The sequence below is a fragment of the Agrobacterium sp. CCNWLW155 genome (assembly GCF_036888815.1).
Lineage (GTDB): Bacteria > Pseudomonadota > Alphaproteobacteria > Rhizobiales > Rhizobiaceae > Agrobacterium > Agrobacterium radiobacter.
Genome location: NZ_JBAKFW010000004.1, coordinates 146,720 through 163,842, shown reverse-complemented (window position 1 = coordinate 163,842; position 17,123 = coordinate 146,720). Strand labels below are relative to the sequence as shown.

Sequence of the window (17,123 nt, the reverse complement as noted above, 5' to 3'; positions counted from 1 at the left end):
CTGCCATGGCGGGTATTTCCATGCCGGTTGATGCCCGCACTCCGAATGAAAAGACAGTTGCGCCGCTCGCGGCGGCACAGTTTTTTGTCGGAAATCTACAAAACCCCGCCCATATCCTCGTCGCAATCTCCGGCGGCAGTGATTCCACCGGCCTGTTGCTGGCATTGCATGAGGCAACGGCGGGAGTGGGTAAGGACCGTTTGCGGCTTTCCGCCGTCACGGTCGACCATGCGCTGAGAGCGGAATCCGCCGATGAGGCGTGCAAGGTCGCCATGCTCTGCGCCGAACTTGGCATCCCCCACGTTACCCGCCGGTGGGATGGTGCCAAACCGGCCTCCGGCCTTTCCGAAGCCTCCCGACTTGCCCGCTACCGCCTGATTGCCGAGGTCGCCCTTGAGACTGGCGCCGATCTTGTCGTGACGGGGCATACAATCGGCGACCAGCGTGAAACCGTGGCGATGCGCGCCGCCCGCAACGGCGGCAGTAATAATCTCGGTCTATCCGGCATGGCGGACGCGGTTTTATACGATAGCCGCTACTGGGTCATGCGGCCGTTCCTGATGTGTGAGAGGCAGGCGATCCGTGACTATGTATCGTCCCGCGAGCGCGGGTGGCTTGACGATCCGAGCAATGAAAATATCAGATATGAGCGGGTGCGTGTTCGGCAGGCGCTTCCCGTCTCCCCCGCGTTGATCGATGCGGAGGTCTCTTTCAAAAGACGGGCGCTTTCCGACAAAACAGCCGTTTTCCTGCGCGATCACACGCAGATTTTCCATGCTGCTCTCGCCAGACTGGCCGACGATGCCGTCAATCCCGATCTTCCCGAGTTCCGGCACGGGTTGGCGGCGCTGATCGCCATCCTTGGCGGAAGGGCATATTTTCCGGCCGCAAGCGGCATGGAGCGCGTTTTGCGGTTTCTCAAAACGGGTGAAAACGGACGAATGACAGTCGGCCGTGTTCTTCTCGATCGGCGGCGGGATGGGCTTTATTTGTTGCGCGAGCAGCGAAACCTGCCGGAGCTTCATGTCGGCGCGCATCAGCAAGGGCTGTGGGACGATCGTTTCCTTGTGAAGAATGGATCGGCTTTTCCAATCCTTGTCAAAGCGGGCAGGGTTGGTGATGCCGTGGAAATGGCCGCGCATTTTCCGTCGGTGCCATCAGGGGTGACAAAACCGGCGATGGCGGGTCTGCCGCAAATTGCCGCAGCGGCCGAAGGGGAGGTTTCCATGCCGCAGGCCGTCACCATCACGCCGAGGCTTGCACCTTTCGATCTTTTCCTGCCGCGCTTCGACCTTGAGTTGGCAAATGCAATCGCCAATTTATTCGGACGGACGGCCTATCCACAGCCACCGGTTTAAATCCGGCCTCTTTTTCGTGAATTGCCATGGAAGAGTTTTTACACCAAAACGCATCAGATAACGCGCTTTGCCTTGGCAACGGCGGATGTCGTCCTTATGTTAGGGGCACATAATAGCGGGCAGCAGATATGCCCGTGTGAGTTCGGGGAGTTCGATGAACCCAAATTTCAGAAATTTCGCCTTGTGGGCCGTGATCGCCCTCTTGCTGATCGCGCTGTTCAGCATGTTCCAGACCTCGCCGACGCAAACGGGCTCGCGGGAAATCCCGTACTCCCAGTTTCTTCGCGATGTGGATTCCGGGCGAGTTCGCGACGTGACCGTCACCGGTAACCGGGTTCTCGGAACCTATACCGAAAACGGCACGGCCTTTCAGACCTATTCCCCCGTCATCGACGACAGCCTGATGGAGCGCTTGCAGAGCAAGAACGTCACCATCGTCGCGCGTCCCGAAAGCGATGGTTCCTCCGGTTTTCTGAGCTATCTCGGCACGCTTCTGCCGATGTTCCTCATTCTCGGCGTCTGGCTGTTCTTCATGCGGCAGATGCAGGGCGGTTCCCGTGGCGCGATGGGCTTTGGCAAGTCCAAGGCCAAGCTTCTGACGGAAGCGCATGGCCGCGTGACGTTTGATGACGTCGCAGGTGTGGACGAAGCCAAGCAGGACCTCGAGGAAATCGTGGAATTCCTGCGCGACCCGCAGAAGTTCCAGCGCCTCGGCGGCAAGATTCCGCGCGGCGTGCTGCTTGTTGGCCCTCCGGGTACCGGTAAGACGCTTCTGGCGCGTTCCGTCGCCGGCGAAGCCAATGTGCCGTTCTTCACCATTTCCGGTTCGGACTTCGTGGAAATGTTCGTCGGCGTCGGCGCAAGCCGCGTGCGTGACATGTTCGAGCAGGCTAAGAAGAATGCACCCTGCATCATCTTCATCGACGAAATCGACGCTGTCGGCCGCCATCGCGGCGCCGGTCTTGGCGGCGGTAACGACGAGCGCGAGCAGACACTGAACCAGCTGCTGGTCGAGATGGACGGTTTCGAGGCGAATGAAGGCATCATCCTCATCGCTGCCACCAACCGTCCCGATGTTCTTGACCCCGCACTTCTGCGTCCAGGCCGTTTCGACCGTCAGGTCGTCGTGCCGAACCCTGATATCGTTGGCCGCGAGCGCATCCTCAAGGTGCATATCCGCAACGTGCCGCTGGCGCCGAATGTCGATCTCAAGATTCTGGCCCGCGGCACTCCCGGTTTTTCCGGTGCGGACCTCATGAACCTCGTCAACGAAGCCGCCCTGATGGCTGCCCGCCGCAACAAGCGCGTGGTCACCATGCAGGAATTCGAAGACGCCAAGGACAAGATCATGATGGGTGCGGAGCGCCGTTCCTCCGCCATGACCGAGGCCGAAAAGAAGCTGACGGCCTATCACGAAGCCGGCCATGCCATCACCGCGCTGAAGGTTGCCGTGGCCGATCCGTTGCACAAGGCGACGATCATTCCGCGCGGCCGTGCACTGGGTATGGTTATGCAGCTGCCGGAAGGCGACCGCTATTCCATGAGCTACAAGTGGATGGTGTCGCGCCTGGTCATCATGATGGGTGGCCGCGTTGCCGAGGAATTGACCTTCGGCAAGGAGAACATCACGTCAGGCGCGTCTTCGGATATCGAGCAGGCCACCAAGCTTGCCCGCGCCATGGTCACGCAATGGGGCTTCTCCGACGCTCTCGGCCAGGTGGCCTATGGTGAGAACCAGCAGGAAGTCTTCCTCGGCCATTCCGTCTCTCAGTCGAAGAACGTCTCCGAGGCGACGGCGCAGACGATTGACACCGAAGTCCGACGTCTGATCGACGAGGCCTATACCGAGGCACGGCGTATCCTCACGGATAACCACGATGGCTTTGTCGCAATTGCCGAGGGTCTTCTCGAATACGAAACCCTGACGGGCGACGAGATCAAGGCGCTGCTGAGGGGTGAGAAGCCGGCGCGCGATCTGGGTGACGATTCTCCGGGCAGCCGTGGTTCGGCGGTGCCGAAAGCCGGCGCCAAGAAGGACGGCCCGAGCGAAGCGAAGGGTGACGGTGAGGCCGAAGGCGGCATGGAGCCGCAGCCGCATTGATCGTCCGGGCATGTTAGAAATTGTAAAAGGCCATCCGGGTTTCCGGGTGGCCTTTTCATTTTGGTAACAAGATATAAGCCATTTTTGCGGTAATTTACGTGCTGTTTATCGTGGTTTGTGGCATCTAGCCAAAAACGCTTCCGGCTGTTTTCAGCTTTTGCCGGAATGCCCGAAAGATTTGGAGTTCAAATGGCACGCCGTTATTTCGGAACCGATGGTATCCGCGGACAATCGAACGTATTCCCCATGACGCCTGATCTGGCGATGCGTGTGGGCATTGCCGTTGGAACGATCTTCCGCCGGGGCCATCATCGTCATCGCGTGGTCATCGGCAAGGATACGCGGCTTTCCGGCTATATGCTGGAGAACGCACTGGTTGCCGGTTTCACCGCCGCCGGCCTTGATGTCTTCCTGCTCGGCCCCATCCCGACGCCCGCCGTTGCCATGCTGACCCGGTCGCTGCGCGCCGATATCGGCGTGATGATCTCGGCTTCGCACAATCCCTTCTCCGATAACGGCATCAAGCTTTTCGGACCTGACGGATACAAGCTCTCCGACGAGCTGGAGCTGGAGATCGAGGACCTTCTCGACAAGGATATCTACGCCCAGCTCGCCAAGCCGAGCGAGATCGGCCGCGCCAAGCGCGTGGATGGTGACATCTATCGTTATATCGAATTCGTCAAACGCACCCTGCCGCGCGATGTGACGCTGAGCGGGCTTCGGATCGCGATCGACTGCGCCAATGGTGCTGCCTACAAGGTCGCACCCGCTGCGCTCTGGGAACTCGGTGCGGAAGTCGTCACGATCGGCAATGAGCCGAACGGCATCAACATCAATCTCGAATGTGGCTCCACCCATCCGGAAGCTCTGCAGAAGAAGGTGCATGAAGTACGGGCTGATATCGGCATTGCTCTCGACGGCGATGCGGACCGTGTCATCATCGTCGATGAGCGCGGCGAGATCGTCGATGGTGACCAGCTGATGGCTGTCATCGCTGATAGCTGGGCTGCCGACAACACGCTGCGCGGCGGCGGCATCGTCGCGACTGTCATGTCCAATCTCGGGCTGGAACGCTTCCTCGGCGACAAGGGCCTCACTCTTGCCCGCACCAAGGTGGGCGACCGTTATGTCGTCGAGCACATGCGCAACCACAATTTCAACGTCGGCGGTGAACAGTCCGGCCATATCGTGCTGTCGGACTATGGCACGACGGGCGATGGCCTCGTCGCGGCATTGCAGGTTCTCGCCAAGGTCAAGCGCTCCGGCCTCACGGTCAGCGAAGTCTGCCGCAAGTTTGAGCCGGTGCCGCAGCTTTTGAAGAACGTGCGTATCTCCGGCGGCAAGCCGCTGGAAAATCCTGTTGTGCAGCAGGCGATTGCGGATGCGGAAAGCGCATTGGCCAATAATGGCCGCCTCGTCATCCGCCCCTCCGGCACCGAGCCGCTGATCCGCGTCATGGCGGAAGGTGATGACAGCGCGAAGGTGGAGCAGATCGTCAATGATCTCGTCGGCGTCATTGCCAATGCTCGCTCGGCCGCGTGAGCCGAGGCGTCAGTAATGCCCTAACAAAGCCGGCTGCTCAGCCGGCTTTTTCTTTGCGTATTTGCTAATAAATATAGTGAATGATCGTGGTTAATCGGGACTTAACCATTTTACGTCAATCTCCATGACTGAACAGTTCACTGGCATCTGCTGCCGAAAACGCACGTGCCTCTTCTGGAGTGGAAGTCATGAAAAACGCCCTGGCCGGATTTCTGGCCGTCCTGCTGACCGGTACCAGCGCTATCGCTGCCGATCTTTATCAAGCCGAACCCGCACCGGCCTATGTCGAGGCCCCCGAGGTCGCGATCACCCAGGCGAGCGGCTGGTATCTGCGCGGCGATGTCGGTTATTCCTTCAACAAGCTGCGCGGCGCCCATTATTATCAGGGTGGCCCGGGTGGCTATCTGCAGGATTTTGATACAGCGACAATCAAGGACAGCTATGTCATCGGCGGCGGTGTCGGTTATCAGTTCAACAACTATTTCCGCAGTGACGTGACCTTTGACTATATGGGCAAATCGGATTTCAGAGGCTCCACGAGCGGCTTCTGTGGCTCTGTTCCCGGTCGTTGCGTCTCGGCGGATCTTAGCTCCCTGCGAGCCTACACGCTGATGGCCAACGCCTATGTCGATCTCGGCACCTATGGCCGCGTCACACCCTATGTGGGCGGCGGTATCGGCGGCTCTTACGTGAAATGGGACAAGCTGCGCAACACGTCGTGCAGCGTCAATGGCCTTGGCTGCGACCCGACCACCGAACATGGCGGCAAGGGCAAGTGGCGCTTTGCCTACGCTCTGATGGCCGGTGCGTCCATTGACGTCACCTGTAACCTGAAGGCCGATATCGGCTACCGTTTCCGCCACATCAACAAGGGCGATATGTTCGCTTATGAGAATGGCGGCGGTCCGGGCCGTGACAAGGGCCTTTATTCACATGAAGTGCGCGTCGGCGGCCGTTATGTCTTCAATGGCTGCGATACGGCGCAATACATGCCGCCCGCTGATATTCCGCTGCAGCCTGCCGTTTATAAATAAACGTCACGCACCGCTGGTACTTTCCGACCGTCCGCATCCTCCGGGTGCGGGCGGTTTTGTTTTACCGGCATCGGACACCGCGCATGACGCATATGGACCAAAATTCTTCTGCGCAGCGACATATTCCGCTTGACTGGGATCGGCGACAGGAATAGCAACGGCGTCAGGACACTCCACCCTAACGTGGAGCGCCTATCTGGAAGGGTAGTCAAATGACAGATATAGTGAAGCCGGACGTGCGTCCGGGCAATACGCATTTTTCCTCTGGTCCCTGCTCGAAGCGTCCCGGTTGGTCGCTAGATGCTCTCTCCGATGCGCCGCTCGGTCGCTCGCATCGCGCCAAGGTTGGCAAAGCCAAGCTGAAGCAGGCCATTGATCTCACCCGTGAAATTCTTGATGTTCCTGCCGATTATCGTATCGGCATTGTTCCCGCATCCGACACCGGCGCTGTTGAAATGGCGCTCTGGTCGCTGCTGGGCGAACGCGGCGTTGACATGCTCGCCTGGGAAAGCTTCGGCGCTGGCTGGGTTACCGACGTCATCAAGCAGCTTAAGCTGAAGGACGTGCGCAAGTTCGAGGCCGATTACGGTCTGCTGCCGAATCTCGCCGAAGTCGATTTCGACCGTGACGTCGTCTTCACCTGGAACGGCACCACCTCTGGCGTTCGCGTTCCCAATGCCGACTTCATCCCTGCCGACCGTAAGGGCCTGACCATCTGCGACGCCACCTCGGCGGCCTTCGCGCAGGACATGGACTTTACTAAACTCGACGTCGTCACCTTCTCCTGGCAGAAGGTTCTGGGCGGCGAGGGCGGCCATGGCGTCATCATTCTTTCGCCCCGCGCCGTCGAGCGCCTGCTGAGCTACGCGCCGGCATGGCCGCTTCCGAAAATCTTCCGCATGGTCTCCGGCGGCAAGCTCATCGAAGGCATATTCACCGGCGAAACCATCAATACGCCGTCCATGCTCTGCGTTGAGGACTATATCGACGCTCTGCTGTGGGCGAAGAACCTCGGTGGCCTGAAGGCGCTGATCGGCCGTGCCGACGCCAATGCCAAGGTCATCTACGACTTCATTGAGAAGAACAACTGGATCGCCAACCTGGCCGTCAAGCCGGAAACCCGCTCCAACACCTCCGTCTGCCTGAAGATCGTTGATCCCGAGGTGCAGGCGCTGGATGCCGCCGCACAGGCCGATTTCGCCAAGGGCGTCGTCGCCCTGCTCGAAAAGGAAAATGTCGCCCTCGATATCGGCGCTTACCGCGACGCACCGTCCGGTCTGCGCATCTGGGCCGGCGCGACCATCGAGACGGCCGATATGGAAGCCGTCATGCCCTGGCTCGCCTGGGCTTACCAGACGCAGAAGGCAGCACTTTCCAAGGCTGCCGCCTGATTTTGATACCGGCCCTGCGCTGATGCAGGGCCGCACATTCCCCGTTTTCAAAACTGCACCGCTTTTCAAGGAGCCCGTGAACCATGGCACCTCGCGTACTCGTATCCGACGAACTGTCGGAAACCGCCGTCCAGATTTTCCGTGATCGTGGCGTCGAAGTCGATTTCCAGCCGAAGCTCGGCAAGGACAAGGACAAACTTGCCGAAATCATCGGCAATTACGATGGTCTGGCCATTCGTTCCGCCACCAAGGCGACCGAAAAGCTGATCGAGGCGGCAACCAACCTCAAGGTCATCGGCCGCGCCGGCATCGGCGTCGACAATGTCGATATTCCGGCCGCCTCGCGCCGCGGTATCATCGTCATGAACACGCCGTTCGGCAACTCCATCACGACTGCGGAACATGCCATCGCGCTGATGTTTGCCGTTGCGCGCCAGCTTCCGGCCGCCGACAGCTCTACGCAGGCCGGCAAGTGGGAAAAGTCGAAATTCATGGGTGTCGAAATCACCGGCAAGACGCTCGGCGTCATCGGCGCCGGCAATATCGGCTCCATCGTCTGCTCGCGTGCGCTTGGTCTCAAGATGCATGTTCTGGCCTACGACCCCTTCCTGTCGCCAGAGCGCGCGCAGGAAATGGGCGTCACCAAGGTTGAGCTCGACGAACTGCTGGCGCAGGCCGATTTCATCACCCTGCATGTGCCGATGACTGACAAGACGCGCGGCATCCTCAATGCCGAAAACCTTGCCAAGACCAAGAAGGGCGTGCGTATCGTCAACTGCGCCCGTGGCGGTCTGGTGGATGAAGCGGCTCTTGCCGAAGCCATCAAGTCCGGCCATGTCGCCGGCGCCGGTTTTGACGTGTTCGAAGTCGAACCCGCCACCGAAAGCCCGCTTTTCGGCCTGCCAAACGTCGTCTGCACGCCGCATCTCGGCGCTTCGACCACGGAAGCACAGGAAAACGTCGCTCTTCAGGTTGCCGAGCAGATGTCGGATTATCTGGTCAAGGGTGCCGTCTCCAACGCCATCAACATGCCGTCGATCACGGCTGAGGAAGCACCGCGCCTGAAGCCTTTCATCCGTCTGGCGGATGTTCTCGGCTCCTTCGTCGGCCAGGTGCAGGAAAGCGCCACCAAGGAAATCGAAATCCTTTATGATGGCGCAACCGCCAACATGAACACCAAGGCGCTGACCAGCGCCCTCCTGGCCGGCCTGATCCGTAGCCAGGTTGCGGATGTGAACATGGTTTCGGCCCCGGTCATGATCAAGGAAAAGGGCATCATCCTTTCTGAAGTCAAGCGCGACAAGACCGGTGTTTACGACGGTTACATCAAGCTGACGGTCAAGACCGAAAACCAGATACGCTCGGTTGCCGGCACGGTGTTCTCGGATGGCAAGCCGCGCTTCATCCAGATCAAGAACATCAACATGGATGCGGATGTCGGATCGCACATGATCTACATCACCAACACCGACGTTCCCGGCATGATCGGCTTCATGGGCACCACGCTCGGCGAAGCTGGCGTCAACATCGCCAACTTCCAGCTCGGCCGTGAAAAGGAAGGCGGCGACGCCATCGCGCTGCTCTATGTTGACGGCCCGGTTTCCGAAGAGGTGCTGGACAAGCTGCGCGCCAACCCGGCCATCCGCCAGGTCAAGCCGCTGACGTTTAACGTCGACTGATCTATCGTTCCTCCCAAGGGGACAATAAGGACCGGTGCAGGGGCAACCCTGCGCCGGTTTTTGTTTCTCCAGTTGCCCATTTTATGGCAATCCGCGCCGGTCTCGCGCTTCGGTTGCATATCACAAAAAATTTAAGCCGAGTGGTCTAAAAATGATGATCATGAGTTGCTATATCGCCTGCTGAGATGCCGCTCATGGGAGGGCGGCCAACAGGAGATAACGATGTTTGCTGCCTTTCGGCGCTTCAAGGGTTTGTTCGCAGTCGCCGCGCTTGGTATCGCGGTGTCTTTCGTAGCTGTTGATATGGCAGAAGCACGCCGCGCCAGCGGTGGTTTCGGCAGCCGCGGCACGCGCACCTATTCGGCTCCGCCTTCGACCAGCACGGCGCCCGGCCAGACCGCGCCGATCAACCGCAGCATGACGCCCAATACTAATCAGGCAGCACCGAGCGCTGCTCAGCCGGCCCGTCCCGGTGCGCAGGCGCCGCAGCAAAATCGCGGCCTGTTCGGCGGCATGATGGGTGGTTTGATGGGCGGCCTGTTGATGGGCGGCCTGTTCGGCATGCTTCTCGGCGGTGGCTTTGGTGGCATGGCCGGTTTCTTCGGCATGCTGCTGCAGGTGGCGCTGATCGGCCTCCTCGTTATGCTCGCCATGCGTTTCTTCGCATCGCGCCGTCAGGGTCAGCCCGCTTATGGCTCGGCCGGCGGTTCGCAGCGCACGGATCATTCAAGTTCCTCCTATAATGGCGGTTCGCAGGCGGGTCCTTCCGCATCCTCGTTCAAGATTCCGAAGATTGGTGCTCTGGCCGGTGCTGCGGGTGGTGCTGCGGCTGCTACTGCGGCAACGGCAAAGCCCGTGCCCCACGCCAATGCCATCTCGGAAGGCGATGAAATCGGTATCACGCAGGGTGACCTCGAAACCTTCCAGAAAATGCTGGAAGATGTGCAGGCTGCCTATGCGGCCGAGGATTACGGCACGCTGCGCAAGCTGACGACGCCGGAAGCCATGTCCTATCTCGCGGAAGAACTGAGCGACAACGCGACCAGCGGTGTGAAAAACGACGTGCGCGACGTGACGCTGCTGCAGGGCGATGTCGCCGAAGCCTGGCACGAAGAAGGGCAGGATTACGCAACGGTTGCGATGCGTTACTCCGCCATCGACGTGATGCGTGACCGCACCTCCGGCAAGGTGGTCGAAGGCGATGAACAGCATCCGTCCGAAGCGGTCGAGATGTGGACCTTCGTCCGTCGCCCCGGCAACGATAACTGGCAGGTCGCCGCCATTCAGGCCGCCGCCTGAGGCAACAGCCCGAATTTTATAGAACGAAATGGCCCGGAGGTTCACGAACCTCCGGGCTTTTGTTTATCAGGACGCAAAGACGTCGACTGTCCTGAAATTTAGTCCCGGATACTCCTTGCCCTGGGCAGACGCGGCAGGGCAAAAAACCGATTGATAAATCTAACGGGTGATATCTCCGCCGATCATTGGCTGCAATTTCCGCTTCACCCTGCTATGCAGGGCTTTGAGCCCTGTTTGTCGTGGCATGTCGCCGGTGCATGGCTCGACCGCTTCACGGAATTGCCTTTTTTCATTCATCCGGCATTCAGTCCCTGCATCCTAACCAGAAAGCATACACGTCAATGTGACTTTTCGCGCCGGTTCTAAACCGCTTTGGAAAGGGAACCACAGCCGCAAAACAGCGTTGACAATCCAATTCCCGGCCCGCCTCCCGCAAGCCGGGCTGGGTGGCCGGGCAATGCAGGCCCTGCGAGAACGGAGAGCTATCGAGATGAAACGCTTCGACCTGATCGACGGGATGCGTGGTTACTTCCTCGTCTTCATGCTGATCAACCATCTGGTGTTTGCCGGCGGCTTCTGGCTGGTGGAAATCAATCACCGGCAGTTTGCCTTTGTCGAGGACGCGCAGGGCTTCGTCTTCCTGTCCGGCCTGCTGATCGGCATGGTCTATGCGCGCAAGATGATGAAATATGGCTATGACGCCGGCAAACAGATGATCTGGAACCGGGCGATGGAGCTTTATCGTTATGCGATGGGTCTCGTCATCGCCGTGCTGTTCTTCCGCATGGTCATCCCGCATGCGCCCTACATCTGGTACAACTGGCTTGGCATGACGACGTTCGACGATCCGCTGCGTCTGGCGGCGATTGCGACATTCCTTTTCCAGCCGACCTTCATGGATATTCTGCCGCAGTATATCGTCTACATGCTGTTTGCGCCGGTACTCGTTAAGCTCTGCCTTGACGGCAAGTGGGCCTACGTCATGGCCGGTTCCCTGCTGGTCTGGATGGCGGGCCAGCTTGGTCTTCAGCAGATCGTGACGACGCCGCTCAACGAACTCGTCAAGGGTGCGGACGAGCAGGGTATCCGCGTCAGCTTCAACCTGCTCGGCTGGCAGCTGGTTTTCTATTCGGCGCTGGTGATGGGCGCGATGACGGCGCAGAACCGCATTCCGTGGAAGGCGATCTTCTCGCCGCAGCACACATGGCTCCCGAAGGCAGCGCTTGTCATCTGCCTGTTCTTCATGCCGCTGCGCATTGCCACGGCCTGGGGCCTGATGCCGGAATTCATGATGGGCAAGTTCTCCACCATGGAAATCCGCGCCGATTTCGGCCCGGTTTACCTCATCAACTTCCTGGCGGTTGGCGTTGGCCTGACCTGGCTGGTGATTGCCGGTCCGCACCACCACCGTCCGCTTGTGCGCTCCATCGCCGAAGGCGTCATCTGGGTGCTGTCGTTGAAGTTCCTGCAACTGCTCGGCCGCCATTCGCTGCAGGTCTATGTCTGGCATGTGGCGATCGTCTACGGCGTCTATTATCTCGACGGCCGCACGGCGGAACTGTCGCAGCTGAACAAGACGCTGATCGCTTTCACGGCCATCGGATTGCTGGCCTTGCCGGCCCTGTGGCGGGAGCGCGAAAAGTGGTTCGGCAGCAGCGGCCAGAAGACGGCCGGCGCTTAACAGCCTGTCGCGGACCGAATCTGATTGCTTTGCGGGGCGGTTTTCCGCCCCGTACTTGCGTGCGCGGCCATTCCTTTCTATATGCAGCCCTTAAATCCGCAGGATGGCGAGACAGGACGGCCCGGTTGATGGCCATGGCTTCTCGCAGCGGATGACCGACAGGCGGCGGGGCCTTTACCCCCGTTATGACTGACGATGGGAAAAAACGTGAATACGCTCGATTTTGACAAGAGGCCGGAAGATACCCGGATCGTTGTCGCCATGTCCGGTGGCGTCGATTCTTCCGTGGTGGCCGGTATCCTCAAGCGCGAGGGCTATGATGTCCTCGGCATTACCCTCCAGCTTTACGACCACGGCGCCGCCGTGCACCGCGCCGGCTCCTGTTGCGCCGGGCAGGATATCGACGATGCACGCAGGGTCTGCGAAACGCTCGGTATCCCCCACTACGTGCTGGATTACGAAGCGCGATTCCGTGAAACCGTGATCAACCCCTTTGCCGAAGCTTATGCGATGGGCGAAACGCCGATCCCCTGCGTGGCCTGCAACCAGACGGTGAAATTCGCCGATCTGCTTGCCACCGCGCAGGAACTGGGCGCGGATGCCCTGGCGACCGGCCATTATATCCGGTCGCGCCCCAATCCCGTTGCCGGCCAGCCGGGGCGGCGTGCGCTCTATCGGCCGATCGACAGCGACCGTGACCAGAGCTGGTTCCTGTTTGCAACAACGCAGGAGCAGATCGACTATCTGCGCTTTCCGCTCGGCGGCCTCTCCAAGGCCGAAACGCGGGCGCTGGCGGAAGAGATGGGGCTTGTCGTCGCCAAGAAGGCCGACAGCCAGGACATCTGTTTCGTGCCGCAGGGCAAATATACCGATATCATCAACAAGCTGAAGCCGAATGCGGCATTGGCGGGCGACATTGTCCATCTCGACGGCCGCGTGCTCGGCCGCCACGATGGCATCGTGCATTATACGATCGGCCAGCGCCGTGGTATCGGTGTGGCGACCGGGGAGCCGCTTTATGTCGTGCATCTCGATGCGCGGGGCCGCCGGGTCATCGTTGGCCCGCGCGAAGCGCTGGAAACCCGCCGGGTCTATCTGCGCGACATGAACTGGCTGGGCGATGGCGAGCTGGTAAATGATGCAGGGCAGGGCTTTGCCTGTTTCGCCAAGGTGCGCTCCACCCGTCCGCCAACCGAAGCGATGCTGCATGCAGACGAAAACGGCATCTATGTGGATCTGATGACCGGTGAAGCCGGCGTCGCTCCTGGCCAGGCCTGCGTGCTCTATTCCGCACCGGGGGCCGATGCCCGCGTTTACGGCGGCGGTTTCATCGAACGGTCGGAACGCTCAGTGGATGCCGAGGCGTCGCTCAAGGCGCTTCTCGAAAAGCCGGTTGCCGCCTGAAACCATTCGCTTTTTGCAGCAATGCGGAAAGCGAATTTTTTGCGCATGTTGCGCTTGACACTTTGGGGAGCGGCACCTTATAAGCCGCTCATCCTGATGGAACGGCCGGTCACATGACTGTCACGTTTCCACTGTGGCGGGGTAGCTCAGGTGGTTAGAGCAGCGGAATCATAATCCGCGTGTCGGGGGTTCAAGTCCCTCTCCCGCTACCACTTTCCTTCATATGAAAAATCTAGCAAGTAGCGTTCTGCGCCTGTGTTTCGTCGCTTCTCCAAGCCCCGAGAAACGATGGATCAGATGGTGTTTGCCTGTAAGTTTCGCCCAAAAAAAGGGAAACCCGCTTACTGCAAAAATGCAGCCAGCGGGTCTCAACCTCTACCCCCTCCCACAAGGGCGGCTGCACAAAAGCACATTGAATGAATTATGGCAAGATCAAGGCGACCATATTGTTGCGGTGGAGGGCCCTGTTCTCCAGTTTATTGGTGGATGGCAAAGCGTGACCAGTTCCGTGTGCCGTTGGTAAGGGGAGCGGTAGGATACCAAGTTTTCGGTGCACCCCATTTTTTCAACGGTCCGCGGTTGGTAATGTGTCTTGTGCGGTGAAACCTGTTCGCGGCCATAAACGATCATGTCTGCGGCAAGCGAGGTGGTTGGTATCGACAGGACGGCGAATGCGGCAGTCAAAAGAATTCTTCTGGAATATGCGGACATGGCTCTTCCCCTGTTTATCAACGCAGGAGAACGTCCGGCGCATATGAGCCGTTCCAGGGTTGATGCTGTTATTTTCGCGCGTGGCGGCGCCAGCAAAAAAAGATGCCCGCTCAAGGCGGGCAATCAGAGGGGAACTGAGGTTAGGAGCCTCGTGTCTGAAACGGACATCTTCAACATAAGTTCCGATTGCGGGATAATTTCCGCAGCGCGTGCCGACGGGAGTGCTGTGAAGGCAAAGTATTCCAGGCCGCATCGCCCGGAACGATTCGGTGTGCGGAAACAATGGTGCTTTCCTGAGGATTCAATCTTTAGGGAAATTTGGAGCGGGCGAAGGGATTTGAACCCTCGACCCCAACCTTGGCAAGGTTGTGCTCTACCCCTGAGCTACACCCGCTCAAATCCACCGGTCCGGGGTAGTACGCTGAACCGTGGGCCGCCAAGCGGCAACGGGCGCTATATCGCTCAATCGATTCTGGAATGCAACAGGGAAATGACAAAAACGCGAAAATTTCTTTGAGAAATGCGACAAGCGGCGGAAATGATTGAGAATTTTTCATTTCACTGTTTTTTCCTGCGTTGCCAAGCGTCAGTTGCCCCCTTAATCAGGAAACAAGGAAAACGGAATCGACAGAGGCAGGCGGCAGGATATGGCGGAAAATTCCCAGAAGACGGCAAAGGAACTGTTCGAGTTTCTCGACGGGCTTGGCATTTCCCACACCACGAAGCAGCATGAGCCGGTGTTCACCGTCGCCGAATCCCAGTCGCTGCGCGACCTCATTCCCGGCGGTCATACAAAGAACCTCTTTGTAAAGGACAAGAAGGATCAGTATTTCGTGCTGACCGTTGAGGAAAACGCGGCCGTGGACCTGAAAAGCGTTCACAAGACCATCGGTGCGGCGAGCCGCGTGTCCTTCGGCCGGCCGGAAAAAATGCTGGAATATCTGGGTGTCGTGCCGGGTTCGGTCACGGTGTTCGGCGCCATCAACGACACGGACAGGCAGGTCACCTTCGTGCTCGACAGCGATCTCCTGGAAAACGAGTTGGTGAACGGCCATCCGCTTTCCAACGACCAGACGACAACGATCGCGTCCAAAGATCTCATTCGCTTTCTCGAGGCAACGGGACATGCGCCGCTTGTCTTGAAAGTCAGCGAGTGAGATACGATCTTTGCTTCAAATAAGACAGATGACAGAAGTTTACGGGAGACCGGCATGAGCGGCGACAATAATCCTTACGGCGGTTCCTATAGCGGGCAGATGACCGCAAGCGCGCATCACAATGGCGAGCTTAACGGTGCGGCCTCCGGCCACATCAAGGACACGACGACGGCCGGTTTCTCCAAGGATGTTCTTGAAGAATCCCGTCGCCAGCCGGTTCTGGTGGACTTCTGGGCGCCCTGGTGCGGCCCGTGCAAGCAGCTGACGCCGGTGCTTGAGAAGGTCATCAACGAGGCGAATGGCCGTGTGAAGCTCGTGAAGCTGAACATTGACGATCATCCGTCCATTCCCGGCCAGCTCGGCATCCAGTCGATTCCGGCAATCGTCGCCTTTGCCGACGGCCGGCCCGTGGATGGCTTCATGGGTGCCGTTCCGGAAAGCCAGATCAAGCAGTTCATCGAAAAGATTGCCGGACCTGACGCGGGCGATCCCAAGGCTGAGATCGAGGCCGTTCTGACCGACGCGAAGCAGCTTCTGGCAGATGGCGATTTTAACGGCGCAGCGCAGCTTTTCGGCGCCGTCATGCAGGCCGATCCGGAAAATCCCGCAGCGATTGCCGGTATCGCCGAATGCATGATCGCGGCCGGTCAATATGAGCGGGCCAGCGAGCTGCTCTCGTCCCTGCCTCAGGAACTCAATGACGATGCGGGCATTCAACTCGTTTCGAAAAAGATCGCGCAATATGAGGAAGCCCGCAAGATCGGCGACCCCGTGGCGCTGGAGCGCGAGCTGGCACTTGATCCCGATCAACACGAGGTGCGGGTGAAGCTTGCCAAGGTGCTGAACGCGCAGGGCCGACGCGACGAGGCGGCGGATCATCTGCTCTATATCATGCGCAAGGACCGGACCTTCGACGATGACGGCGCGCGCCGCCAGCTTCTGGAGTTTTTCGAGGCCTGGGGCTTCAAGGATCCGGCAACCGTTGCCGGCCGCCGGAAGCTTTCGGCGATACTGTTTTCGTAATGCGGGCATATCCCGGCCAGGGCGGTTGAACCGCCGGCCGGGCAGCAGTGAACAGGGGGCTTGATCCCATGCACGTCGGAAATGCGAGATATGTAAAGAACGACGACCTGCCGGAAACCGTGCCGGTCTTTCCACTTCCCGGTGCCCTGCTGCTGCCGGAAGGCCATCTTCCGCTCAATATTTTCGAGCCGCGATATCTTGCCATGATCGACACGGCACTGGCGGGCCACCGGCTCATCGGCATGGTGCAGCCGGCCCTTCATGTCATTGAGTCCGGCCTTGAGGGCGGACCTCTGAGCGCAGTCGGATGCCTCGGCCGCATCACCTCCTTTTCCGAAACAGGTGATGGCCGTTACATCATCTCGCTCACCGGTGTGTGCCGTTTCCGCCTGCTGGAAGAGGTTGGGGTGGGCGAGCCCTATCGCAGCTTCCGGCATGCGCCTTTCATCGCCGATCTCTCGGGCGAATACGACGAGGAGGCCGTGGATCGTGAAAACCTGCTGCGGGTATTCCGCTCGTTTCTGGATGCCAACCAGCTGGAAGCCGACTGGGAAAGCGTTGAAAGGGCCGGCAACCGTGTTCTCGTCAATTCGCTTTCCATGATGTCTCCATTTGGACCCGCCGAAAAACAGGCGCTGCTGGAAGCGCCTGATCTGAAGACGCGAGCCGAAACATTGATCGCCATCACCGAGATCGTTCTTGCGCAAGGATCGGGTGAGGGCGGCAACGTGCTGCAATAGGAT

Annotated in this window: 12 protein-coding genes and 2 tRNA genes; 13 read left to right on the top strand and 1 reads right to left on the bottom strand. The window is 59.3% G+C overall.

Annotation, left to right across the window (positions count from 1 at the left end; all coding sequences use genetic code 11):
* The first annotated feature begins 5 nt into the window (after positions 1-5).
* The 10 genes from tilS (at position 6) to V6S97_RS15215 (ending at position 13,701) form a co-directional block, all read left to right on the top strand.
* A complete protein-coding gene (gene tilS / locus V6S97_RS15260) occupies positions 6-1,358 on the top strand; it encodes a tRNA lysidine(34) synthetase TilS (RefSeq protein WP_003506248.1) in 1,353 nt (450 codons plus the stop codon).
* A gap of 154 nt (positions 1,359-1,512) precedes the next feature.
* Entirely contained in the window at positions 1,513-3,459 is a 1,947-nt protein-coding gene (gene ftsH, locus V6S97_RS15255; protein WP_003506249.1) for an ATP-dependent zinc metalloprotease FtsH, read from the top strand.
* A 189-nt stretch (positions 3,460-3,648) separates the two neighbouring features.
* Positions 3,649-5,001, top strand: coding sequence for a phosphoglucosamine mutase (gene glmM / locus V6S97_RS15250; protein WP_003523248.1), 1,353 nt, complete (start codon positions 3,649-3,651; stop codon positions 4,999-5,001).
* A 188-nt stretch (positions 5,002-5,189) separates the two neighbouring features.
* The gene (locus V6S97_RS15245) at positions 5,190-6,035 is read left to right on the top strand and encodes an outer membrane protein (RefSeq protein ID WP_003506253.1); all 846 of its coding nucleotides are present in this window, start codon (positions 5,190-5,192) and stop codon (positions 6,033-6,035) included.
* Positions 6,036-6,247: 212 nt separating this feature from the next.
* A complete protein-coding gene (locus V6S97_RS15240; protein WP_060723156.1) occupies positions 6,248-7,426 on the top strand; it encodes a phosphoserine transaminase in 1,179 nt (392 codons plus the stop codon).
* A gap of 83 nt (positions 7,427-7,509) precedes the next feature.
* A complete protein-coding gene (gene serA, locus V6S97_RS15235) occupies positions 7,510-9,105 on the top strand; it encodes a phosphoglycerate dehydrogenase (RefSeq protein ID WP_003506257.1) in 1,596 nt (531 codons plus the stop codon).
* 222 nt (positions 9,106-9,327) lie between these two features.
* Complete coding sequence (locus tag V6S97_RS15230; protein WP_003506258.1) at positions 9,328-10,404, top strand: Tim44 domain-containing protein; 1,077 nt, start codon at positions 9,328-9,330, stop codon at positions 10,402-10,404.
* Between the two features lie 490 nt (positions 10,405-10,894).
* Complete coding sequence (locus V6S97_RS15225; RefSeq protein ID WP_112346447.1) at positions 10,895-12,085, top strand: OpgC family protein; 1,191 nt, start codon at positions 10,895-10,897, stop codon at positions 12,083-12,085.
* 207 nt (positions 12,086-12,292) lie between these two features.
* Positions 12,293-13,489 (top strand): tRNA 2-thiouridine(34) synthase MnmA, encoded by a 1,197-nt coding sequence (gene mnmA / locus V6S97_RS15220; RefSeq protein WP_026364036.1) that lies wholly within the window; start codon positions 12,293-12,295, stop codon positions 13,487-13,489.
* A 135-nt stretch (positions 13,490-13,624) separates the two neighbouring features.
* Positions 13,625-13,701: transfer RNA gene (locus V6S97_RS15215), tRNA-Met, on the top strand.
* An 818-nt stretch (positions 13,702-14,519) separates the two neighbouring features.
* Here the strand turns inward: V6S97_RS15215 and V6S97_RS15210 are convergent.
* Positions 14,520-14,594 (bottom strand) — tRNA-Gly (locus V6S97_RS15210).
* Between the two features lie 253 nt (positions 14,595-14,847).
* Here V6S97_RS15210 and V6S97_RS15205 point away from each other — a divergent pair.
* From V6S97_RS15205 to V6S97_RS15195, 3 genes are all read left to right on the top strand, one after another.
* Entirely contained in the window at positions 14,848-15,357 is a 510-nt protein-coding gene (locus V6S97_RS15205) for a prolyl-tRNA synthetase associated domain-containing protein (protein WP_003506262.1), read from the top strand.
* 54 nt (positions 15,358-15,411) lie between these two features.
* Positions 15,412-16,380, top strand: coding sequence for a thioredoxin (trxA, locus tag V6S97_RS15200; RefSeq protein WP_003506265.1), 969 nt, complete (start codon positions 15,412-15,414; stop codon positions 16,378-16,380).
* A gap of 68 nt (positions 16,381-16,448) precedes the next feature.
* Entirely contained in the window at positions 16,449-17,120 is a 672-nt protein-coding gene (locus V6S97_RS15195; protein ID WP_003506267.1) for an LON peptidase substrate-binding domain-containing protein, read from the top strand.
* The last annotated feature ends 3 nt before the right edge of the window (positions 17,121-17,123 follow it).